Source organism: Microcoleus sp. Pol12B5, assembly GCF_036701335.1.
Taxonomy (GTDB): domain Bacteria; phylum Cyanobacteriota; class Cyanobacteriia; order Cyanobacteriales; family Microcoleaceae; genus Microcoleus.
Genome location: NZ_JAUBQQ010000027.1, coordinates 1 through 21,607, shown reverse-complemented (window position 1 = coordinate 21,607; position 21,607 = coordinate 1). Strand labels below are relative to the sequence as shown.

Sequence of the window (21,607 nt, the reverse complement as noted above, 5' to 3'; positions counted from 1 at the left end):
ATTAATCTATACTTCCAAGTCCCAGCTCTAGAATTATAAGGAAAAAAATTGAAAAAGTTCCCAAATTCCTGTAAAATTGCCATAAATAACCAAATAGTCGCGATCGAAAGCACTCACAGGCAAAAAAGATCGCATATAAAAAAGAAAAGTATCAACTAGACAGAAAATAAAGAGGTGAAACCCCTTGCAAAAATTAGCCAGCATAGAAAAGCCGATCGACTCAGGGGAAAAATCCATAGCAGTCAACACCCAAAAGGCTCAAACCTTATACGAACGCGGCAACGCCCTAGAAGCAATGGGACGATTTCAAGCTGCGATCGAATCCTGGGAAGAAGCGATCGAACTTGAACCAAAATTTTATGAAGCCTGGTACAACCAAGGCGTAGCCCTCAAAAAATTGGGCCAGCTAGAAGAAGCGATCGCAGCCTACAACCAATCCCTAAAAATCAAACCCAACAATCCCGAAGCGTGGTATAATCGCGCCAACGTTTTGCGGAAGCTCAACAGACTCTCAGAAGCGATCGCATCCTACGAAAAGGCGATCGAACTCAACCCCAGCTACCCCGAAGCTTGGACGAACCGCGGCAACACCCTCGTCAGCTTAGAAAAATTATCAGAAGCGATCGACTCCTACGACAAAGCCCTAGCCATCAAACCAGACTACTGCGAAGCTTGGTACAACAAAGCATTTGCCCTGAGAAAATCCGACCAAAATACAGCGGCGATCGCCTCCTACGACAAAGCGATCGAACTCAAACCCGACTTGCATCAAGCCTGGTACAACCGCGGCTTAGCCCTAGCCGATGAAAAACTCTACTCGGAAGCCGTCGCCTCCTACGACAAAACCCTGCAACTGCGGCCTAATTCCCCCGAAGCCTGGAACAAATGCGGCACAGCGCTCGCACAAATGGGACAATTTGAAGAAGCGATCGCATCCTGGGACAAAGCCATCGCACTCAAGCCAAACGACAGCGAAACCTTTTACAACCGTGGCTTAGCCTTGGCCAACTTACAACGCTTTGAAGAAGCAATAGCCTCTTGGGACAAAACCCTAGAGTTGCAGCCAGACAACACCGAAGCCTGGTACAACCGCGCCATAGCCCTCAAAAAAATTCAACGATTTACCGAAGCGATCGCCTCCTACGATAAAATCATCGCACTCAAACCCGACGATCCCAACCTGTACTATCAAAAAGCTTGCCTTTACGCCCTGGAAAAAGAAGCAGGCGAGCTCACAAACAGCCAGGAACTTGTAGCTACCAGCATCCGGCTAGCGATCGAAAACTTGTCCAAGGCGATCGAACTCAATCCGCATAAATACCGGAAATTGTGCAAAAATGACTCTAAATTGCGTACAATACGGGAAGAAGTGCGGTTTTTAGCTTGATTTCAGGGTAGCAATGATTGATGGATACCGATGCCGCACTGCAACCTTTGTAGGCAAAACAGCACCATAAACCCCAATCATGCAAACCCTAGACAAAACTCAAGCAAAATTCGCTCAACTGGCAGCCCACCTCAGAGAAGTTAACGACATCGAATCAGCCTCGTCGCTGCTGCATTGGGATCAATCAACTTATATGCCCGCCAAAGGTGCAAATGCCAGAGGCCGCCAGTTGGCTACTCTCAAACAAATATCCCACGAAAAATTTACCGACCCCAAAATAGGTGAACTCCTAGAAGACTTGCGTTTCTACGAACAAACCCTCCCCTACGACTCCACCGCAGCCAGCCTGATCCGCATCGCCCGCAGAGACTACGATCGCGCCGCCAGAGTCCCCGCAACCTTTATGTCCGCACTCTGCCGCCACCAAGCCGACAGCTACGAAGCTTGGGCCGCGGCCAGGGCAGCCAACAACTTCGCAGCCGTTGAGCCGTATCTCGAAAAAACCCTAGAATTAAGCAGGCAATACGCCGACTTTTTCCCCGGCTACGAACACATCGCCGATCCTTTGATCGATCGTAGCGACTACGGCATGAAAGTATCCCTGCTGCGCCCGCTTTTCGCCAAACTGCGTGAAGAATTAGTGCCGATAGTCGAAGCCATCACCTCGCAACCTCCCGCCGACGACTCCTGCTTGCACCAAGACTTCCCAGAATCCCAGCAACTAGAATTTACCCGTAAAGTCGTAGAACGCATGGGGTACGACTTCCAACGGGGACGGCAAGACACCACCCTGCACCCGTTCATGACAAACTTCTCCATAGACGACGTACGAATTACCACCCGCGTCTATGAAGACCACTTGGATCAAGCACTCTTCAGCAGCATCCACGAAGCCGGACACGCCCTCTACGAACTCGGAAATTCCCCGGAATTTGAAGGCACGCTTCTGGCAGGCGGCATTTCCTCCGGCGTCCACGAAAGTCAATCGCGACTTTGGGAAAATTTGGTCGGGCGCAGCCGCGGTTTTTGGGAATGTTTTTATCCGCAACTCCAAGGCGTATTTTTGCGACAGTTGGGACACGTATCCACTGACGCATTTTACCGGGCAATTAACAAAGTCTCACGATCGCTCATCCGCACCGACGCCGACGAAGTAACCTACAACCTCCACGTCGCTATCCGCTTTGACCTAGAATTGGCAATGGTAGAGGGAAAACTAGCAGTGCGAGACCTCCCCGAAGCCTGGAACGAACGTTATAAAACCGACCTCGGCGTTGTCCCAGCCACGGATAGCGAAGGCGCGATGCAAGATGTTCACTGGTATGTTGGTACGATCGGCGGAATGTTCCAAGGTTACACCCTCGGCAACTTGATGAGCGCCCAATTCTACGAAACTGCAGTAAAAATCAATCCTGAAATTCCCGTAGAAATAGAACAGGGCAATTTTAGCGTACTCCACGACTGGCTCAAACAAAATATCTACCAGCACGGCCGCAAATACACTGCTGTCGAATTGATCGATCGCGTTACAGGTTCACCTTTAACTATCGATCCCTTTGTCCGTTACATTCGCCATAAATACGGGGAGTTTTATGTCATTTGAGGGATAGCAACTTCACTTTGCAGATTTTAAAATGGCATTAAAAAAAGTAGCCCCCTAAAAATAAAGGGCGATACTCACAAAGTATCGCCCTGTTTTACAACGAAAATCAAAAATTCTAAATAAGGGAGTATGTATGTCGGAACTCTTTCAGGCTGTTATCGCCAGCGACGAAAAAACCGACTTCCGTCAGTTTGTCAGCGATTTGCGCGCTTTGGGAAACAAATATTTACTGCGAAACGACATAGTTAACGCTTTTGCCACCTACTGCACCAAATACGAAAAGCCTGAAGAGTTCCATCAATCTTCTCATTTAAGCAAATTAATTTACTACGTTCAGGAAATTATCCTCGAAGATGGCAGCCTTTGCGTCCTGCTGCGACCAAAAATTGCTAGTATGGAAATAGTGCGAGTTGCAGACGACTTGACTGTTGAGCAGATGACAGTGCAAGACTTGCTCGATGTGCGCGATCGCTTCGTCAACCACTTTCATCCCCAAGAAGGCGACATTCTAGAACTAGATTTCGGCCCGTTTTACGACTACTCCCCCACAATTCGCGACCCCAAAAACATCGGCAAAGGAGTACAATTCCTCAACCGATATCTCTCCAGCAAACTATTTCAAGACGCCAGACAGTGGCAGGAAGCTCTATTTAATTTCTTGCGGATTCACCGCTACAAAGGCGTACAATTACTAATTAACGATCGCATAAAATCCCAAGAACAACTTTCACAACAAATCAAAAAAGCCCTCACCTTTGTCGGCGATCTTTCTGAAGAAGAACCCTACGAGAGATTTCGAGTGGTTTTGCAAATGATGGGTTTCGAGGCAGGTTGGGGAAATACCGCCGCCCGCGTGCATGAAACCCTAGGAATTCTTGACGAATTAATTGATTCCTCCGATCCGCAAACCCTAGAAGCATTTATTTCTCGCATCCCGATGATTTTCAACATCGTCCTAGTTTCTCCTCACGGCTGGTTCGGCCAAGAAGGAGTTTTGGGGCGACCGGATACGGGAGGCCAGGTAGTTTATGTCCTCGATCAAGCCAAGAGTTTAGAAAAACAACTGCAAGAAGACATTCATCTTGCAGGTCTCGATAGTTTAGGAGTCAAACCTAAAGTAATTATTCTCACCCGGTTAATTCCTAACAGCGACGGCACGCGCTGCAACCAACGTTTGGAAAAAGTTCACGCCACAGAAAATGCTTGGATTTTGCGGGTTCCCTTCCGGGAGTTTAATCCCAAACTGACTCAAAATTGGATTTCTAGATTCGAGATTTGGCCTTATTTGGAAACTTATGCGATCGATTCAGAAAAAGAACTTCTGGCTGAGTTTGAGGGCAAGCCAGATTTAATTGTCGGCAACTATTCCGACGGGAACTTGGTAGCGTTTTTGCTGTCTCGCAAACTCAAAGTTACTCAGTGCAATATTGCCCATGCGCTGGCAAAATCTAAATATTTGTTCAGCAATCTCTACTGGCAAGAATCAGAGGAAAAGTACCATTTTTCGCTGCAATTTACTGCCGATATAATTGCCATGAATGCAGCTAATTGTATTGTCAGCAGCACCTATCAAGAGATTGTGGGCCAACCCGATAGTGTTGGTCAGTACGAATCTTACAAGTGTTTTACCATGCCGGATTTGTACCACGTTGTGAACGGGATTGAACTGTTCAGCCCTAAATTCAACGTCGTGCCGCCGGGAGTTAACGAAAGTGTGTACTTTCCCTACACGCGGATCGAAGACCGGGTCCAAGGCGATCGCGATCGGCTCAACGAACTGCTGTTTACTCTAGAAGACCCGGAACAAGTCTTTGGAAAACTCGACGCTCCGCACAAGCGCCCTTTATTTTCGATGGCCCGGCTCGATCGCATTAAAAACATGACAGGCTTAGCAGAATTGTTTGGAAAAAGCCAGGAATTGCAAGAAAAATGCAACTTAATTCTAGTAGCCGGCAAGCTGCGGGTCGAAGAAACCGAAGACTACGAAGAAGCAGAAGAAATTAAAAAACTCTACGCAATTATCGACCAATACAACCTTCACAATAAAATTCGCTGGTTGGGAGTGAAGCTTTCCAAAAGCCTGTCCGGCGAAATCTACCGGGTAATCGCCGACACCCAAGGTATATTTGTTCAGCCAGCCTTATTTGAAGCTTTCGGCTTGACAATTCTCGAAGCAATGATTACCGGTATTCCCACTTTCGGGACGCAGTTTGGCGGCCCGCTGGAAATTATTCAAGATGGCGTAAATGGGTTTTATATCAACCCGACTAACCACCAGGAGACTGCCCAAAAACTTCTAGATTTTTTATCGAAATGTGAACACGATCCCAACTATTGGTATGAAATTTCAACGCGAGGCATTGACCGAGTTTACAGCACGTATACCTGGAAAATTCATACTACCAAGCTGCTGACTCTGGCGCGGACTTACGGTTTTTGGAACTACTCGTCCAAGGAAAACCGCGAAGATATGCTCCGCTACGTAGAATCGCTGTTTTATCTCATTTACAAGCCAAGAGCAAAGGCTTTATTGGCAGAACACGCAAATCGATAAGTCGCGAGTTTTGCTTATATTAAATCCCTTGGTATCGCCATTATTCATCTCTCTCTTCCCTTTCTCTGTATCCTCTGCGTCAAGAGGGGTTTAATAATTCCCATACAACCGAAATTGATATTACGGGGAGATTGAAGGAAAAAACTTCGCTTTTCATAGATCAACTTTGTAGAAAATTCGCCTGTAAAGATTTGTGAATGACGGCAGGTTTTGTACCATAAGACTGAGGCTAAAAGACGTGGTTTATACGAAAATATGAGCTTTGGTAACGAAACATCTCGGAATCAAGTGGGTTTATTAGGAATAGTGCGAACCGGCCCCTACTTCTAACAGGTAAGTTGTGAGTGCTGGTGTCCCGAGTGCTGAAATTCTAGAGACCGGGGCAGATATAGCAACCGCGCCAGACGCTTAGAACTTTCTTAATGGCTCAAACCAATGCGGTCTATTACCCCTTCCCTCGGACTTCTTCTTACCCGATAGCGAAGTAGAAGGGCATTCTTCCCTCTTGCTTTTGCTATATGTCTCAGAAAGCTGTCCGGGTAATACAATTAGATTTAGAAACTTGAAAACAGGGAAACCCTGTCAAACCTTACTAACAGGATGAAATTTATGCGTGTGACTACTGTTACGATTTTCAGCTTGATCGCTCTGCTCGCTCCCGGCTTAACCCGAAAGGCAATTGCTGCTTTTGACTCCGAGCCTTTGGTGCAGGAACAGTACCGCAGAGACTTTACGGCTCCCGCCGATCCAGGTGCGTCAGCATCGCCCGAGGGAAAGTCCGAAGCAGATATGTTTAACAAGCCTTTTTACGCGGGCGAGCAGGCGCCAGTCAGAAAGGAAAAAACTATCTCGGCGGGAGCTGATGGGCCAGAAGTTGCTGCCATACAGCAACGGTTGCAGGTGCACAGTTTCAAGGTGGGGACGATCGACGGTTCCTATGGCTCTCGCACTACATCGGCGGTTCGTGCCTTTCAGCAGTCTAAGGGTTTGAACTCAGACGGCATTGTGGACAAAGAAACTTGGACAGCTTTAGCAGCAGATCCGGCGTCTGCTCCTGAAACTGTGCAGAACAATGCTCCAATTCTGAGCAATGCTGCTGCTGCCGGCAATCCTCCAACTCTTCTAAATAAAGGCGCTGTCGGTTCCAAGGTGAAGACGCTACAGGTGCGTTTGGAAATGCAGGGTTACGATCCGGGCCCGATCGACGGCATTTTTGGCGCTCGCACTGCTACGGCTGTCAAGAACTTTCAGAAATTTAAGGGTTTGACGGTTGACGGCATGGTTGACGAAACAACCTGGAAGGCGCTGGGCCAAAAGTAAGCGACGAGTGAAACATACGGAAAATTGCTGTGGCGATAACTCATGATTGAACCCGGTGTGCCAAAATGACCGGGTTTCTCGATGTTGGGCGATCGAGCAATTTGGTCATCCGCCTGCGGATTTATCAGTGGGTAGCTGTGTTTTATCTAAAATCTAAAATCTAAAATCTAAAATCGATTGACCGATCGCTCTGTTGTGTGCTATTGTATTAAAATGTAAAAATGCGGATATGGCGGAATTGGCAGACGCGCCAGATTTAGGTTCTGGTTCCGAGAGGAGTGAAGGTTCAAGTCCTTTTATCCGCATAACAGATTGTATTCCCAAACGAAAAACCCCCACCCTTGGTTTAGCAGAGTTTTTGCTACCTTGTGAACGGCATCCCGGAATTGAAGGTTGTGTTACAAGCTGCCATTTTTTCAAAGGGCTTGGAAGGCTATGTCCTTGATTATATCGTGGTTTTGACTCTTGTTGTCACCCCGTCAGAGCGATCGTGGTTTCGTTTTGTTGCCATAAATCTTGAAGCTTGACGGGAATTTTCTTAGGTTAAGACATTGCTTGAATAATGACGAGTGGGGAAGGAAATAAAGACAAGAAAGCTGCATATTGGTAGAGGCTTATTCCGTGAAATATGCAGCTTTATTTATCAGGGTAAGTGCATCTCTAACCCTATTGACAAGAGGATTGAGAGGCATCATCATGTTGGGTGGGATAAACAAGCAGCAAGAATAGTCAGCATATAGTTATTATTCAGTGCGGCTCGATTGGATTTTTGGCGATTGCTACGCCGAAAAGATTTATCCCGGTTTAAAGCATGAAGAGCTATCCCTCGTAGTAATGCCAGATTGTGTGGTGCATGTCCCGTTCGGACACGACAAGCATCTTCTTTGAAAGTGACATCTAAAGTCCAATGCAGACCATTCTCAATGCCCCAATGGAGACGGATTGCCTGTCCAAGCTTACAAGCGTCACAATCTTACGCTAGTCAAATAAAACTGGATTTCATAAGTAGTTTTATTCCATAAACGCCGAATTCGTATTACCATTACGAGGGTCTTTAGACCTACCCAATCCGATTGTTGATGCAACGGTGATAGTTGAGAAACAGGGACGCTCCAAACTTGTCTTTTTTCGAGACCGTGATGTCCTTTTTCTATCCGTTCGTTGTAGCTGAAGGATCTGCCTTCAAATTTGAGAGCTAGCGCTTGGTCAAACCAAGTCTTGACGGGCCCATGAAGTGCAGGGTGGTTGGCTTTAAGCGCTAAAATATAATCAGCTTTTGCACTATATAGGGCTTGCTGAATATAGCATTCCTTACAAAGGTGAGGTACAATAACAGCAGTGAGTAAACCAATTCCAAATATTTGCTGATGTAACTTCACTAAATGCAAACTAAGAGTGCTTTTGCTAACTCTTTATAATTAGGTGTCTTGATAGAACGGAGAATATTTTTAAGTTTTGACTATAAATTTTCACGCTTGTGAGAAATCGGGCGAATAAGGCGACAGGTATATTAATTTTGCCCCTTTCTCTTATCCATCACTACACAAGCACCTTTCCATAAGTTTAGCACTAATTTTCGGATAATCCAAGCCTCAAATAATGTAATTCCATCAGTTGTACCTATTAAATTAACTGATATTAGGACTTCTTTGACCGATATAGCTCCAATTATTGAGACATTCCTTCCGCGTTTATTCGGTTTTGATCACGAGAGTTCTTGAACCTTTTAGAGAGCGAGCGTATAACCTAACCATTGCCAAGTTTACTCCACATTCATCAATGAATATTAAGTCTTTGAAACAAACTTCTCTAATTTTTTGCCAGAACTCGTATCGCAGGTTCTGAGCCCTGTCAGTGCCTTTGTCTGACGGGAAAAGAGTTTTTTTTTCAAAGTCATGTTTAAGAGTTTTGCCATTCTTCCCATCGTTGCTACGCTGATGGTAAAACCAATTTTTTGGTACAGTAAATAACGGAGTTCTTCGAGAGTTGCATCATTGTTTGCTTCAATCAATTCCGCTAAAATTAGCAGTTGTTCTGAATTCAGTTTTAATTTGACTCCACATCGCTCAGTGCGAGGAGCAATATTTTGGGTATCACGATACTGTTTAACCATTTTTTGGACAAAACTCCGAGGCTCCACAAAAACGCTTAGCTATTGCTCTTTGTGACAGCGGTTCATTATGGTACACCTCCATAATTTTTTGTCTAGCATCAAGAGAATAAGTTTTCATTTTTACTAATGCGTGATCCTTGCTAAAATTTGAGGTAGTTGTTATTCTCGTGACTGCGGGTCGAGGGACTACTGCTCGAAGAGAGCCCCATTTAATTATATCTGTATAACATTTTAAAGTTATATATTTTTCACTCCGTTTAAGTCACTTATATTATACCTTATCTTTCTAAGAAATGCTATAGATGCTCCTTCGGCCCCAGCCGACATTAGTTATCCTACCCATTTAGGACTATTAAACGGAGCCAGAGTTTATACCAAAAAAAATAGACATCCTGTATAAATAGTTCAAAAATCCAACCAATAAAAAACCAACAACCTACTGTAAAATTTGCTGTAAAAAACTACTTAGCAGTAGCGAAAAAAAGACGATCCACCCGCAATAAAAGAAGACAGAGGCTTAAAAAACAACTCCAATACATCAAAAGAAATCTCGCTCATATTGAACACCTAATCGAGTCAGGTGCGACCCTATAAAGTTTAAATAAAAAGCAATATAAAACCTTTCTATTACTCAGAAAAATCTATCATCAACAGCTAGGATTATTTGACAATAATAAACAGAGTATTGAGGATAGAATAGTAAGTTTAAGTCAGCCTCACATTCGCCCAGTAGTCAGAGGAAAAGCCGGAAAAAGCGTAGAGAGGCGAGCCAAACTATCAGCCACTTGCTTTGAAGGGTATGTATTCTTAGACCGGATGAGCTGGGATAACTTTAACGAATCCGGGGACTTAAAAGCACAAGTAGAAGCATATCATAGGATCACAGGATATTATCCAGAGTCAGTTCATGCAGATTGAATTTATCGAAATCGAGAAAACCGAGCTTGGTGTAAAGAAAGAGGAATTAGAATCAGTGGGCTTCCTTTAGGAAGACCTCCAGCAAATGTGAGTAAATAAAAAAAGAGGCAAGCGTTGGAGGATGAGAGAATTCGCAACGCGATTGAGGGAAAATTCGGACAAGGTAAACGAAGATTCGGTCTGAATCGAGTGATGGCTAAACTTGATAATACATCTGGTAGCGTTATTGCAATTACTTTTTTTGTAATGAATCCTTCTACCTGGGGGCGCCAGTTTTTTTGTGGGTTTTTATGTCTGTTTGGAAAAAGAACACCTGTTTTGGAATCAATGATAATCTTCCCTTATAATAGGAGTGGATTAATACATAAATACTTATATTAAATCGAGCTTAAATATATAGATCGCTCCTGTTATTGGGAAAGCGATAGATTACTCAGCAAGCCCTAATTAGTCACTACAAAATTGACATAATTCCAAATCACGCACAAGTGTTTTTTAGAGAATCTGCATCAACAATTGAGAATTGTTTTGAGGGTATTTGCAACTACTTTCTTGATCGCACCACAAGTGGAGTCATGGAAGGAATCAACAATCGGATTAAGTTGATAATGCGGCAAGGGTATGGTTTTTATAATTTTAATAATTTTAGGAATCGCGTATTAGCTTGCTTTTTTGATTAGATAAACTTGTAACCATAAGTTCAGGAGAGCCAGTAGAACGCCACAAAATCTTTTCAAGAGTACCTTCAAAGCCTTCTACAATTATCCGATCGCCCAATTGAAACGGTTCGTGCCACAGCAACAATATTTCCGCTAAAAAGTATTTGAAGATGTCTGGAAACGCGAAACTAATCCCTACTGAACCAAGTCATAACAAACCAATGATATCTGCCGGACGCCAAGCCGGGAAGGCAATCACGCAGGCGCTCAAACTGCCAGCAGCCCAAGTGAGAGTGTCAAATAATTCCAGAACGCCACGCTAACACAAAAGATTGAGATCGATCGCCAGACAAGAATGTTTGACTCTCACTGTGCGGGTGACTCCCTCGACTAGCTCACTAATCATTAAAACACAATCAAAATTTAAGATTAGCAGCGCCGACCCCGATCAAGTAAAATCACAGCACTTGCCCGCCGATGGGTTAATCTGCTAAAACTAACAAAGTTTGATGATTTCTGAGAAATAACATACATGGTTGCTACATCCGTCAAGATTAAACACGAAGTCAAAGACTTGTCCCTCGCCCCCCTGGGAAAGCAACGCATCGAGTGGGCCGGCCGGGAAATGCCCGTTTTGCGGCAAATTCAAGAACGCTTCGCTAAAGAAAAGCCTTTCGCTGGCATTCGCTTGGCCGCTTGCTGCCACGTAACCACAGAAACCGCTCATTTGGCAATCGCCATCAAACTCGGCGGTGGCGACGCCGTACTGATCGCCAGCAACCCCCTGAGCACTCAAGATGACGTAGCAGCTTGCTTAGTTCAAGACTACGGCATTTCCGTCTTCGCCCTCAAAGGAGAAGATGCGGCTACCTACGAACGTCACGTCTACACAGCCCTAGACCACCGCCCCAATATTATCATCGACGACGGCAGCGACGTGGTAGCGGCACTGATCCAACACCGCCCGAACCAAATTTCCGACTTGATCGGAACTACCGAAGAAACTACCACCGGCATCGTGCGCCTGCGGGCCATGTTGAAAGACAGCGTGCTGACTTTCCCCGCAATGAACGTCAACGACGCCGACACCAAGCACTTCTTCGACAACCGCTACGGAACCGGTCAATCTACCCTAGACGGCATTATCCGCGCTACTAATATTTTGTTAGCCGGTAAAAATATTGTGGTTGCAGGTTACGGTTGGTGCGGCAAAGGCACGGCACTGCGCGCCCGTGGTATGGGTGCTAACGTAATTGTCACCGAAATTGATCCGATTCGGGCGATCGAAGCAGTGATGGACGGTTTCCGCGTAATGCCGATGGACGAAGCAGCAACAGTCGGAGATATATTCATTACCGTTACCGGCAACAAACACGTCATTCGTGCCGAACATTTCGAGACAATGAAAGACGGCGCAATTGTTTGCAATTCCGGTCACTTCGACATTGAAATTGACCTCAAATCCCTCGGTGCCAAAAGTACCGACGTGAAAACAGTCCGGTCTTTCACTCAAGAATATCACCTCAATAATGGCAAGTCGATTATTGTGTTGGGCGAAGGTCGTTTAATCAACTTGGCAGCAGCCGAAGGACACCCCAGTGCCGTGATGGATATGAGCTTTGCTAACCAAGCTTTAGCCTGCGAATATCTAGTTACGAACAAAGGCAAACTAGAGCCTGGTATTCATTCAATTCCCGTGGAAGTTGACAAAGAAATTGCCCGTCTCAAATTGGAAGCAATGGGTATTCACATTGATACTTTGACTGCTGAACAAATTGAGTACACAAACTCTTGGACTTCGGGCACTTAATCATAGTATTCTCGTTCCCGGACTCGGCCTGGGAATGAATACAAGGAGGCTCTGCCTCCCTCAAGGGGAGTCGAGGCAGAGCCTCTAGATATGTGTTCCCCGGCTGTGCCTGGGAACGAGCAATGACTAATGACTAATGACTTCTTCTTACCAAATTAGGGAATCAAAATGGTTGAATGGATAACTAACACAATGCAGTCTATGGGCTATTTCGGAATAGGGCTGTTGATGTTTTTAGAAAATCTTTTCCCCCCCATACCCTCAGAATTGATTATGCCGCTGGCAGGATTCACGGTATTCCAGAACAGAATGGAGTTTTCACCGGCGATCGCAGCAGGAGTAATCGGTACAGTTCTGGGGGCGCTTCCCTGGTACTATGCTGGTAAATTATTGAGCGAAGAACGCTTGAGCAGTTTAGCCGACAAATACGGCAAGTGGATCGCTGTATCGGGCGCCGATATTGACAAAGCAAATAGATGGTTTAACAGACACGGCAACAAAGCCGTGTTTTTGTGTCGCCTCGTACCGGGAGTTCGCACCCTAATTTCCCTGCCGGCTGGCATCAATAATATGCCTTTAATTCCTTTTTTAATCTACTCAACAGGCGGCACTCTTTTATGGGTAAGTTTCCTGACTTTTGCCGGATATAAACTAGGGGAAAATTATACACTTGTAGAGGATTATCTCGGCCCGGTTTCCAAAATAGTTGTGGTGATTATAGTCATCTGGTGTATTTTGTGGATTGTGAAGAAGAATATGCAAAAAGAATAAAATTTTAGATAAATGCAGACATCCCCAAAAACATCTGCGTTTATCTGCTGTTATCTGCGGTTAAAAATCAATTTATCAAAAATTCATACAAATCTTTAGGATTGATTGAGGTTTAGGCAGACAATCGTGGCAAAATAGGGAACATTCCTATCCGCGCTGTTAAGATATGTACGAAAAAATTGTAGCCCCAACAACAGGTTCTAAAATTACTTTCAAAGACGGTTCGCCGATCGTCCCCAATGACCCAATTATTCCCTTCATTCGCGGCGACGGTACCGGCGTTGACTTGTGGCCTGCATCCCAGAAAGTCATGGATGCTGCGGTAGACAAGGCTTACGGTGGCGATCGAAAAATCAACTGGTTTAAAATCTATGTAGGCGACGAAGCTTGCGATGTCTACGGTACTTACCAATATCTGCCCCAGGACTCCTTAGACGCCATCAAAGAATACGGAGTCGCCATCAAAGGGCCACTGACAACCCCAATCGGGGGCGGAATTCGATCGCTAAACGTAGCTTTGCGGCAAATCTTTGACCTTTACGCCTGCGTGCGGCCCTGCAAATATTATGCGGGAACACCATCGCTACACAAAACTCCTGAACTCCTAGATGTAATTATTTACCGGGAAAATACAGAAGATATTTACCTCGGAATTGAATGGGCTAAAGGCAGCGAAATTGGCAAAAAATTGATTGAATTCCTCAATAATGAGCTAATTCCAGCAACACCAGAACATGGCAAAAAACAAATTCGCCTCGATTCGGGAATCGGAATTAAACCCATTAGCAAAACAGGTTCTCAGCGTTTAGTGCGGCGGGCTATTACCCACGCTTTACGGTTGCCAAAAGATAAGCAGCAAGTGACTTTGGTGCACAAAGGCAACATCATGAAATATACTGAAGGAGCTTTCCGAGATTGGGGTTACGAATTAGCAACCACCGAATTTCGCGAACAGTGCGTAACTGAAAGAGAGTCTTGGATTCTGGGCAACAAAGAAAAAAATCCCGACATTAGCTTAGAAGATAATGCTCGCCAAATAGATCCGGGATACGATGCTTTGACCCCCGAAAAACAAGCCAAAATTCGTCAAGAAGTAGCCGACGTTCTGTTTGCAATTTGGGACAGTCACGGCAGCGGCCAGTGGAAAGAAAAAATCATGGTCAACGACCGAATTGCTGACAGTATTTTCCAACAAATTCAAACCCGACCGGCCGAGTATTCGATTTTGGCGACAATGAATCTAAACGGGGATTATTTGTCCGATGCGGCCGCCGCCATTGTGGGTGGATTGGGTATGGGCCCTGGTGCGAATATTGGTGATGAATGTGCAGTTTTTGAGGCAACTCACGGTACCGCACCGAAACACGCTGGTTTGGATAAAGTTAATCCCGGTTCCCTGATTTTGTCCGGGGTGATGATGTTAGAATACATGGGATGGCAGGAAGCAGCAGACTTGATTAAGAAGGGTTTAGGAGCGGCAATTTCTAATGGTGAAGTTACTTACGATTTGGCGAGGTTGATGGAGCCTCCGGTGCCTGAGTTGAAGTGTTCGGAGTTTGCTGAGGCGATTATTAAGCATTTCGCGGATTGATGAGTTCGAAGGCTTTTGTGGAACGGGCTTCTAGCCCGTTCCACAAAAGTCAATTTGCTTGTGGGGTGGGCTTCTAGCCCGCCCAAAAATACAATTTAGATGGGGGGTTTATAATGATGGAACAGCCATACCGCGCTCAACTGCAGGACGTTTCTGCAAGGTTTCTACCCAACGTTTGAGGTGGGGGTGGTTGTCGAGGGTTAATCCTTGAAATTCGTAAATAGCAACCCAGGGATAGATAGCAATGTCGGCAATAGAATAGTCGCCGCAGATATATTCATATTTTGCTAGTTGAGTGTCTAATACTCCGTAGAGGCGCAAGGTTTCTTTTTCGTAGCGCCCAATCGCATAGGGAATTTGTTCGGGTGCAAAGCGTTTGAAGTGGTTTAGCTGACCAAACATCGGGCCGACGCTGGCCATTTGAAACATCAGCCACTGCATAACTTGAAAGTATTTTTGTTTGTCTGCGGGCAGAAATTTGCCGCTTTTTTCGGCAAGATAGATCAGAATAGCGCCGGACTCGAAGACGGTGATGCCGTTATCTCGATCGACTATCGCCGGAATTTTGCTGTTGGGGTTGATGGCGATGAACTCTGGGCTAAATTGGTCGTTTTTTGTGATGTCGATGACGTGCACGTTGTAGGGTAAACCTATTTCTTCGAGCATGATCGAGACTTTGCGGCCGTTCGGTGTGGTAAAAGTGTAGAGGTCAATCATAGTTGTGATGTTAAGTTGAAAGTTTGCAAGGCAGGAAATAACCTGATATACTATCACAATTTGAACGAAAATTGCGAATTTTATATCTATTGTGTTAAAATTATATTCTAATAATAGAAGAATAACGATCGCTCGAAATGGACATTATTGAAATTCTCAAAGACGATTATCAAAGATTTCCCGATAATCAGACTTACAGCATCTATGCAAAAGATGTTTATTTTGAAGATCCGGTGAATCGATTTAAAGGAGTCGATCGCTACCGCAAAATGATCGGGTTTATTGGGACTTTTTTTCAGGATGTAAATCTCGATTTGCACGGGATTTCGCAGTCGGTAGATACTATAGAAACTCGCTGGACTCTGAGCTGGATCGCACCGCTACCTTGGAAGCCGAAAATGGCGATCGCCGGTAGGAGCGAACTGAAAGTCAACAGCGACGGTTTAATTGTTTCTCACATCGATTACTGGAATTGTTCGCGGTTGGATGTACTCAAACAGCTTATATTTCCGGTGAAAACTAATGTTTGAGAATTTGGCTTAGGTTTGTTAGCAATAAAAGATGGTGTTTCAAGAGCGAGATCCCTTTTTGAACCGCAGATGTTAGCAGATAAACACAGATGAACGCTGATGGATTTTTAGGCGCCGCAATTGATATTTGAAATAAATAATTTTAACTGATCTTGACATTGCAGCAATTTCGTGAGTTACAGGAAATACGCTGTGTTCAGCGGCTGCTTGTCGCCCCAATTAATTCCCCCAGCAAATTAATTTTTGTTACATAACGTTACAATATAAGAGTAAACTACTTTCAGGCGAGCTAAACAATCAATGCGCTTAATATTAATGACTGGAAAAGGCGGCGTCGGCAAAACCTCCGTAGCCGCTGCGACTGGGCTGCGATGTGCCGAATTGGGATACAAAACCCTAGTGCTGAGTACAGATCCGGCTCACTCCTTAGCCGACAGCTTTGACATGGAACTGGGACACGATTCGCGGCTGGTGAAACCGAATTTGTGGGGAGCAGAATTAGACGCTCTCAGGGAATTAGAAGGCAATTGGGGAGCAGTTAAGCGCTACATTACTCAAGTCTTGCGAGCGCAGGGGCTCGAAGGGGTGCAAGCTGAAGAATTAGCCATCTTGCCAGGAATGGATGAAATCTTCGGTTTAGTGCGAATGAAGCGGCATTACGACGAAGGCGAATTTGATGTTTTAATTATCGATTCTGCTCCAACAGGCACAGCATTAAGACTGCTAAGTTTGCCGGAAGTTGGCGGCTGGTACATGAGAAAATTTTACAAGCCGCTGCAAGGCATATCAGCCGCCCTTCGACCTTTAGTTGAACCTATTTTTAGACCAATTGCGGGTTTTTCTTTGCCAGACAAAGAGGTGATGGATGCACCTTACGAATTTTACGAACAAATCGAAGCTCTGGAAAAGGTTTTAACTGACAATACTGTGACTTCGGTAAGGTTAGTTACCAATCCAGAAAAAATGGTAATTAAAGAGTCTCTGCGCGCTCATGCCTATTTGAGTTTATACAATGTAGCCACTGATTTAGTAGTAGCTAACCGGATTATTCCTGCAGAAGTAACTGACCCATTTTTTAAACGGTGGAAAGAAAGCCAGGAACAGTACCGTCAGGAAATTCACTCAGATTTTATGCCGCTGCCAGTTAAGGAGGTGCCACTTTATTCTGAAGAAATGTGCGGTTTGGCAGCTTTGGAACGGTTGAAAGAAACTCTTTATAAAGACGAAGATCCAAGTCAAGTTTATTACAAAGAAAATACGATTAAGATCGTGCAGGAAAACAATCAATATAGTCTTGAACTGTATTTGCCCGGAATTGCTAAGGATCAGATCCAGTTGAGCAAAACGGGAGATGAGTTGAATGTTCGGATTGGCAATCACCGCCGTAATTTGGTGTTGCCGCAAGCTTTAGCGGCGCTCCAACCTTCGGGGGCGAAGATGGAGGAGGATTATTTGAAGATTAAGTTTGCTTAATTAGGGCTAAAGTCCTCACTACGAACCTTGTTGGATTTTTTAGTGAGGACTTCTATTCTTTCTTTTGTTTTTAGTATTGGTCGTTTTATGACAGCAAGAGATATCAATTTTAACTCCGAAAGAATCGGAGATACCAAACTAGAGGTTACGGATATAGACATATAGCGGTTTAAGTTCGGTTATCGGTATCCCGTTAAAAATGGATGATGATTCAGTATGGCGCAGCGATCGGCTGAAATTGCATATCATTAAAATCAAATAATAGGACAACGTTGGTTAATCCTTCCGCTGTTATCTCTGCCGCATAGAGGTTGCCTTCAGCCGCCCAGACTAGCCGTTTGCCATCCAGGTCTGTCCACTCCCCTTGGGGATAACTAATCGTGGCATTAGTAGCCCGATTAATGAGTGAATGTTCATCCCAATAACAGCCTTTCCCCTCTGGGTGATCGATCTCGGCATGGGCGATTTTGCGGAGTATCCAGCCGTTGCCGATCGATTTTTCAAAGATATGTTGGGCTTTCCTTTTGCCGAACTGTACGCGATCGACCAGTTGCCAACCATCGCGTAAAAGTCGAGGGTAATAGACGCCGAGACACTCGTTGTTGCCATAATTGCAGGTTGGGACGTAGGTGGTGTCCCGACGGACTGTTGAAGTATCCCGCAATATCTGGTGGCCGTAGCAGCCGTCGTTGAGCCAGTAGGTGGCTTGGCTCGTCCACAGACCACCCCCATTCCAACAATCCCCCTTGGGGAAGATGGCGATCGCTTTGAGGTATGGTGCTTGTGAAATCGCAGTCCAGGCACCACAGGCCTCCGATTGCCAGCGACCATTCATCGCGAAGTAAATCAGATATTTGCCGTCGGGTGAGAGGTCACTCCGGCGTTCGTAGATGCGTCCCTTTAACCATTGTCCCAGTTGGAATCGATCGCATTGTCGATCCCATAGCATTGTTGCAACCTGCTTCGACGGGCCGCGTCGAATGATTAGTCCGACGGGAGCTTGACTGGCAAACAGAATATGAATGCGAGCAGGGAATATTTTCATTAATGGTCGATCATCCGAATGCGGATTTGTACAGTTTTAATCGGCGATGAAAGAAATCCTCCGACAGCGGTGGAATATCGGAGGGATCGATATCTTTATCGCTCATTTCGTCGATTCTAGCCCCGTCGGTTTTTGAGGTATTGTTCATAGCGTCTGCGTTCATGAGGCAGTGACTTGCGTAATGAGATACCGTGTCGTGTTAGCTATCTTGAATGTTAGATCGATCGCCTTTTTGTACTGCTGGCTCGACACAATTAACAGGACTCAGCATGAACGACTTCCTTTAATGCCTCATCAATCACTGCATCGCTGACACCTCGACGCTTCAAACTTGCTACTAAGGCTGTTACTGTCTCGCTCTCAAATCGTTCTAAATCAACGCGCAAACCTTGACCGATATAAGCACGAATTAATGGCTGATAACCCGAAAAACCCAACAATGGTGCAACTTTTTTTAAATCTTCCACAACATCTTCGGGCATACGAATCGTCACGCTAGTCATTGGACGGTTGCGGTTTAATCGCTGCTTTAATGCTTCAACCTTCATACTCTGCCCTCTCCTGACGAGTTGCTTTACGTGCTGAAATAATCCGAATGACATTTTCTTCACGCTCAATGTGAACCACATACAGTAGATTCCACCGACTATCTAGCCCAATCACAGCCTCACGCGCTTCCTCATTGCGGCTGGGATCAACGACAACTAGAAATGGGTCCAAGAAGGATTCAGCAGCTTGTTGAAAAGTAACCCCATCATGATTCGTGGGATTTATCCGCGCTTTTCCCTCGTCCCATACAAAGGTAATGCCATTGAGCACGAAGTATACATTCATGCTCCCTAGTATAGGTAAAATGTATTTACAATGTCAATACGTTATTCACAAAAAACGATCGTTTTCAAACTACTGCCACAGCCTGTGCTGCTTGTTGGGGCCTTTCAATTGTGTTTCTGCATCAATATTTCAAAGTCAACTAGATCCACTAACCCATAACCATTCTCAGAGAACCGATATTCTCCTCGTTCTAGTGCATCTGCAAAGGTTTCCAGATAAACTCGAAAACTAGGTGCAATAAGCCCTCTAGTAGCCTCCCGCCACTCAACAATAATGACTTGTCCAACATTTCCGCCTGCTGCTGGAGCTAAATCTACGCATTCGCAAGCACCATTGCTTTCGTTTGTGAATGGAATCCAATTCGGGTTCCACCAACCGTTCCAGATTCCTTCAAAAATGTTTTCAGGCTCGCACCTAAAATTATCGCCTGAACAATCCTGCCATTTTTCAGATATTTCGATCGCGCTTTGGAGAGAGAGGAACTCCAAGTTGGGGAACAGGGAATAAGATTCTTCATCCTGACCGTTATGGACGCGGTAAGACAGGTTGAAATCTTCGGGAAACTCTACACCAAAGAATGCTTCTGCTCGATGGATCTCCTCATCATTAGCGCCTGGTCTGAGACTTTTTAGCACTTGAGGTGCATTGGCTGCCAGCCAATTATCAATTCTTTCCCAAATTATTTTCATGAGAAAACCTCCGAAGCTGGAAACTCAGTCTATGCGAGAGTTCAGAGGAAAGCGAGATAGCGGTTTTAACCGCCTAAAATTAAAGCGGGGTGCTGACTCTCTTTGCCTGCTACTTTTTATCGACTCTAACGATCGCTCAGGTCATTATAGCAATCCTAACCACGCTCAATTGCTTCAATCTGAACCTTTTTTCCATCTTCTTTTCCCTCCTCTGCGCCCTCTACAGTTCGTTCACTCTTTCCTGAACTCAGCTTAATTTTTAGCGACTCTGACAACAACTTCCTAGTCAATTAAGGCAAGGATCATCTAATATTTTCCAATCACAGCTCAAAAAATAACTTGTAGATTTTTGCGATCGCTCACGGACTGCTGCTAGAGCAATGCGAGATCAATTCATGGGGTCAATCTACTCGGTTCAGGCGATAAACAAAGCAATCATCGTCACCGAACTTTCGGTACTCGATAAATTGAAAGCCAAGACGTTCGTTCATAGAAGTGGTGGGCGCGAGTATTATTGGCAAGCGGATCGACGAGGACAGCCTTCACCGCCGGATCTGCGAAACATCTGACAATTGCAAGCTGCATCATTTGTGTTCCATAGCCTTTGCCTAAATCGGTTTCTTCCCCAATCCAAATGTCAATAGCACGAAGATCCGCCGCCATATCACCCCAATAGTTGGTCTCCTCGCGTGCCGGATCGATGATTTGGATAAATCCGATGGGACGACCATCAATTTCAGCAATCAATTGTTCTCTCCAATCGGGTGCGCGCTCAAGTTCCACCTCCCAAGCCCAGTCATCGTTAGGATCTGACGAAATTACGTGAGGTTGCTCATCCCAGTGTCGTAACAGATCCAAATCAGCGGAAGTCGCGGAGCGTAGATTAATCATAACTTCTTTGAACGTCAAACTTGTCATAGCTGAAATCCGAGTTTTCTCAGGTAAGATTGGATCGATCGCCCCTCGCTTAGCCTCACTAAAATCCTACTCTGTTTCCATAACTATTCTTCCTCAATCATACTTTGGATAATATTCATATGATGCTTGACGGCTAAATTGAGTGGCGACAAATATCACAATAACTAAGCGACATGACTCTGATTATGGCTTCAACGTCGTGTTAGCGGACTGGCATACAATCATTATCCCTCATAACAGAATATAACTCTTGGCAGACTCCAACGAAACGTCTGGGAGATTACGAAGCATATCATCCCATGTCTTCTGTGCTTGCAATGCTTCTATAACGACTTGAAGCGGCTCTGAGAATATGGCTGGAAAATCTGCCTCTTCGGAAAACTGAATCTTGAATGCTAATTGCTCTTGGGGCGGGGTGAACTGAGCGTTGACTCCTTCTTTGTTACCTCTTGCATCAACCCGATACCAACCAACTTCAGGTAAATGGATGGCATTGAAACCGTGCAAACTGTACGGCGCACCCTTGTCATCAATACTCAACCGTTGGTAGCAAAAACCTGCTGGAATTTCATTGGCTCTTAGTAACGCTGCTAAGTACTTAGACAGAATTAATTACACAAATACATAGTAGAATGATATTCCAGGCAAAATTATGAGTTAATTAGAATTTCATAT

General features: G+C 45.0%; 19 protein-coding genes, 1 tRNA gene and 4 pseudogenes. 12 read left to right on the top strand and 12 right to left on the bottom strand.

The features are described from left to right. Positions 1–184 precede the first annotated feature (184 nt). The 5 genes from QUA24_RS14200 (at position 185) to QUA24_RS14180 (ending at position 7,169) form a co-directional block, all read left to right on the top strand. Positions 185–1,387, top strand: coding sequence for a tetratricopeptide repeat protein (locus QUA24_RS14200; protein ID WP_333230443.1), 1,203 nt, complete (start codon positions 185–187; stop codon positions 1,385–1,387). Positions 1,388–1,466: 79 nt separating this feature from the next. Further along, complete coding sequence (locus tag QUA24_RS14195; protein ID WP_333230442.1) at positions 1,467–2,990, top strand: carboxypeptidase M32; 1,524 nt, start codon at positions 1,467–1,469, stop codon at positions 2,988–2,990. Between the two features lie 133 nt (positions 2,991–3,123). After that, on the top strand, positions 3,124–5,544 hold the full coding sequence (locus QUA24_RS14190) for a sucrose synthase (protein ID WP_333230441.1): 2,421 nt from the start codon (positions 3,124–3,126) through the stop codon (positions 5,542–5,544). Between the two features lie 609 nt (positions 5,545–6,153). Beyond that, positions 6,154–6,864: a peptidoglycan-binding protein gene (locus tag QUA24_RS14185; RefSeq protein WP_333230440.1), complete on the top strand. Its 711-nt coding sequence runs from the start codon at positions 6,154–6,156 to the stop codon at positions 6,862–6,864. Positions 6,865–7,087: 223 nt separating this feature from the next. Further along, positions 7,088–7,169, top strand: a tRNA-Leu gene (locus tag QUA24_RS14180). A gap of 389 nt (positions 7,170–7,558) precedes the next feature. Here the strand turns inward: QUA24_RS14180 and QUA24_RS27330 are convergent. The 3 genes and pseudogenes from QUA24_RS27330 to QUA24_RS14175 all read right to left on the bottom strand — a co-directional run. Then, positions 7,559–7,819, bottom strand: a pseudogene (locus QUA24_RS27330) (ISAs1 family transposase); the annotation flags it as partial. Between the two features lie 10 nt (positions 7,820–7,829). After that, positions 7,830–8,243 (bottom strand): ISAs1 family transposase, encoded by a 414-nt coding sequence (locus tag QUA24_RS27325; protein WP_445242616.1) that lies wholly within the window; start codon positions 8,241–8,243, stop codon positions 7,830–7,832. Further along, positions 8,176–9,095 (bottom strand): annotated as a pseudogene (locus tag QUA24_RS14175) (transposase). The gene QUA24_RS27325 and the pseudogene QUA24_RS14175 overlap by 68 nt, the downstream one beginning before the upstream one ends. 180 nt (positions 9,096–9,275) lie before the next feature. Between QUA24_RS14175 and QUA24_RS14170 the strand changes: the two are divergent. Further along, positions 9,276–10,276 (top strand): annotated as a pseudogene (locus QUA24_RS14170) (transposase); the annotation flags it as partial. A gap of 95 nt (positions 10,277–10,371) precedes the next feature. Continuing rightward, positions 10,372–10,575, top strand: a pseudogene (locus QUA24_RS14165) (transposase); the annotation flags it as partial. On the opposite strand, the gene QUA24_RS14160 reads toward QUA24_RS14165, so the two are convergent. Continuing rightward, complete coding sequence (locus QUA24_RS14160; protein WP_333230465.1) at positions 10,541–10,726, bottom strand: mechanosensitive ion channel domain-containing protein; 186 nt, start codon at positions 10,724–10,726, stop codon at positions 10,541–10,543. The pseudogene QUA24_RS14165 and the gene QUA24_RS14160 overlap by 35 nt on opposite strands. A 360-nt stretch (positions 10,727–11,086) precedes the next feature. On the opposite strand from QUA24_RS14160, the gene ahcY reads away from it, so the two are divergent. From ahcY to QUA24_RS14145, 3 genes are all read left to right on the top strand, one after another. Continuing rightward, a complete protein-coding gene (gene ahcY / locus QUA24_RS14155) occupies positions 11,087–12,364 on the top strand; it encodes an adenosylhomocysteinase (RefSeq protein WP_333230439.1) in 1,278 nt (425 codons plus the stop codon). Positions 12,365–12,532: 168 nt separating this feature from the next. Further along, positions 12,533–13,135, top strand: a complete 603-nt coding sequence (locus QUA24_RS14150; RefSeq protein ID WP_333230438.1) for a DedA family protein — start codon at positions 12,533–12,535, stop codon at positions 13,133–13,135. A gap of 166 nt (positions 13,136–13,301) precedes the next feature. Then, positions 13,302–14,726, top strand: coding sequence for an NADP-dependent isocitrate dehydrogenase (locus tag QUA24_RS14145; RefSeq protein ID WP_333230437.1), 1,425 nt, complete (start codon positions 13,302–13,304; stop codon positions 14,724–14,726). Between the two features lie 108 nt (positions 14,727–14,834). On the opposite strand, the gene QUA24_RS14140 is transcribed toward QUA24_RS14145, so the two are convergent. Next, complete coding sequence (locus QUA24_RS14140) at positions 14,835–15,443, bottom strand: glutathione S-transferase N-terminal domain-containing protein (RefSeq protein ID WP_333230436.1); 609 nt, start codon at positions 15,441–15,443, stop codon at positions 14,835–14,837. Positions 15,444–15,580: 137 nt separating this feature from the next. Between QUA24_RS14140 and QUA24_RS14135 the strand changes: the two genes are divergently transcribed. Both QUA24_RS14135 and QUA24_RS14130 read left to right on the top strand, forming a co-directional pair. Further along, the gene (locus QUA24_RS14135; protein ID WP_333230435.1) at positions 15,581–15,973 is read left to right on the top strand and encodes a DUF2358 domain-containing protein; all 393 of its coding nucleotides are present in this window, start codon (positions 15,581–15,583) and stop codon (positions 15,971–15,973) included. A gap of 300 nt (positions 15,974–16,273) precedes the next feature. After that, positions 16,274–17,446: a TRC40/GET3/ArsA family transport-energizing ATPase gene (locus tag QUA24_RS14130; protein WP_333176612.1), complete on the top strand. Its 1,173-nt coding sequence runs from the start codon at positions 16,274–16,276 to the stop codon at positions 17,444–17,446. A 211-nt stretch (positions 17,447–17,657) separates the two neighbouring features. On the opposite strand, the gene QUA24_RS14125 is transcribed toward QUA24_RS14130, so the two are convergent. The 7 genes from QUA24_RS14125 to QUA24_RS14095 form a co-directional block, all read right to left on the bottom strand. Next, complete coding sequence (locus QUA24_RS14125; RefSeq protein WP_333230434.1) at positions 17,658–18,491, bottom strand: hypothetical protein; 834 nt, start codon at positions 18,489–18,491, stop codon at positions 17,658–17,660. Positions 18,492–18,501: 10 nt separating this feature from the next. After that, positions 18,502–18,654, bottom strand: a complete 153-nt coding sequence (locus QUA24_RS14120) for a hypothetical protein (RefSeq protein WP_333230433.1) — start codon at positions 18,652–18,654, stop codon at positions 18,502–18,504. Between the two features lie 91 nt (positions 18,655–18,745). Continuing rightward, positions 18,746–19,039 (bottom strand): hypothetical protein, encoded by a 294-nt coding sequence (locus tag QUA24_RS14115; RefSeq protein ID WP_333230432.1) that lies wholly within the window; start codon positions 19,037–19,039, stop codon positions 18,746–18,748. Further along, positions 19,029–19,325 (bottom strand): BrnT family toxin, encoded by a 297-nt coding sequence (locus QUA24_RS14110; RefSeq protein ID WP_333230431.1) that lies wholly within the window; start codon positions 19,323–19,325, stop codon positions 19,029–19,031. Before QUA24_RS14110 ends, QUA24_RS14115 begins: the two co-directional genes overlap by 11 nt. A gap of 104 nt (positions 19,326–19,429) precedes the next feature. Next, positions 19,430–20,014, bottom strand: a complete 585-nt coding sequence (locus QUA24_RS14105; RefSeq protein ID WP_333230430.1) for an SMI1/KNR4 family protein — start codon at positions 20,012–20,014, stop codon at positions 19,430–19,432. A gap of 441 nt (positions 20,015–20,455) precedes the next feature. After that, complete coding sequence (locus QUA24_RS14100; RefSeq protein ID WP_333230464.1) at positions 20,456–20,905, bottom strand: GNAT family N-acetyltransferase; 450 nt, start codon at positions 20,903–20,905, stop codon at positions 20,456–20,458. A gap of 258 nt (positions 20,906–21,163) precedes the next feature. Next, complete coding sequence (locus QUA24_RS14095; RefSeq protein WP_333230429.1) at positions 21,164–21,472, bottom strand: hypothetical protein; 309 nt, start codon at positions 21,470–21,472, stop codon at positions 21,164–21,166. Positions 21,473–21,607: the final 135 nt, after the last annotated feature.

What these genes read in the sequence shown, in the direction of transcription:
- QUA24_RS14195 (WP_333230442.1), top strand. Translation starts at nt 1,467, where the DNA reads ATGCAAACCCTAGACAAAACTCAAGCAAAATTCGCTCAACTGGCAGCC.
- QUA24_RS14190 (WP_333230441.1), top strand. Translation starts at nt 3,124, where the DNA reads ATGTCGGAACTCTTTCAGGCTGTTATCGCCAGCGACGAAAAAACCGAC.
- QUA24_RS14185 (WP_333230440.1), top strand. Translation starts at nt 6,154, where the DNA reads ATGCGTGTGACTACTGTTACGATTTTCAGCTTGATCGCTCTGCTCGCT.
- ahcY (WP_333230439.1), top strand. Translation starts at nt 11,087, where the DNA reads ATGGTTGCTACATCCGTCAAGATTAAACACGAAGTCAAAGACTTGTCC.
- QUA24_RS14150 (WP_333230438.1), top strand. Translation starts at nt 12,533, where the DNA reads ATGGTTGAATGGATAACTAACACAATGCAGTCTATGGGCTATTTCGGA.
- QUA24_RS14145 (WP_333230437.1), top strand. Translation starts at nt 13,302, where the DNA reads ATGTACGAAAAAATTGTAGCCCCAACAACAGGTTCTAAAATTACTTTC.
- QUA24_RS14140 (WP_333230436.1), bottom strand. Translation starts at nt 15,443, where the DNA reads ATGATTGACCTCTACACTTTTACCACACCGAACGGCCGCAAAGTCTCG.
- QUA24_RS14135 (WP_333230435.1), top strand. Translation starts at nt 15,581, where the DNA reads ATGGACATTATTGAAATTCTCAAAGACGATTATCAAAGATTTCCCGAT.
- QUA24_RS14130 (WP_333176612.1), top strand. Translation starts at nt 16,274, where the DNA reads ATGCGCTTAATATTAATGACTGGAAAAGGCGGCGTCGGCAAAACCTCC.
- QUA24_RS14125 (WP_333230434.1), bottom strand. Translation starts at nt 18,491, where the DNA reads ATGAAAATATTCCCTGCTCGCATTCATATTCTGTTTGCCAGTCAAGCT.
- QUA24_RS14120 (WP_333230433.1), bottom strand. Translation starts at nt 18,654, where the DNA reads ATGAACGCAGACGCTATGAACAATACCTCAAAAACCGACGGGGCTAGA.
- QUA24_RS14115 (WP_333230432.1), bottom strand. Translation starts at nt 19,039, where the DNA reads ATGAAGGTTGAAGCATTAAAGCAGCGATTAAACCGCAACCGTCCAATG.
- QUA24_RS14110 (WP_333230431.1), bottom strand. Translation starts at nt 19,325, where the DNA reads ATGAATGTATACTTCGTGCTCAATGGCATTACCTTTGTATGGGACGAG.
- QUA24_RS14105 (WP_333230430.1), bottom strand. Translation starts at nt 20,014, where the DNA reads ATGAAAATAATTTGGGAAAGAATTGATAATTGGCTGGCAGCCAATGCA.
- QUA24_RS14100 (WP_333230464.1), bottom strand. Translation starts at nt 20,905, where the DNA reads ATGATTAATCTACGCTCCGCGACTTCCGCTGATTTGGATCTGTTACGA.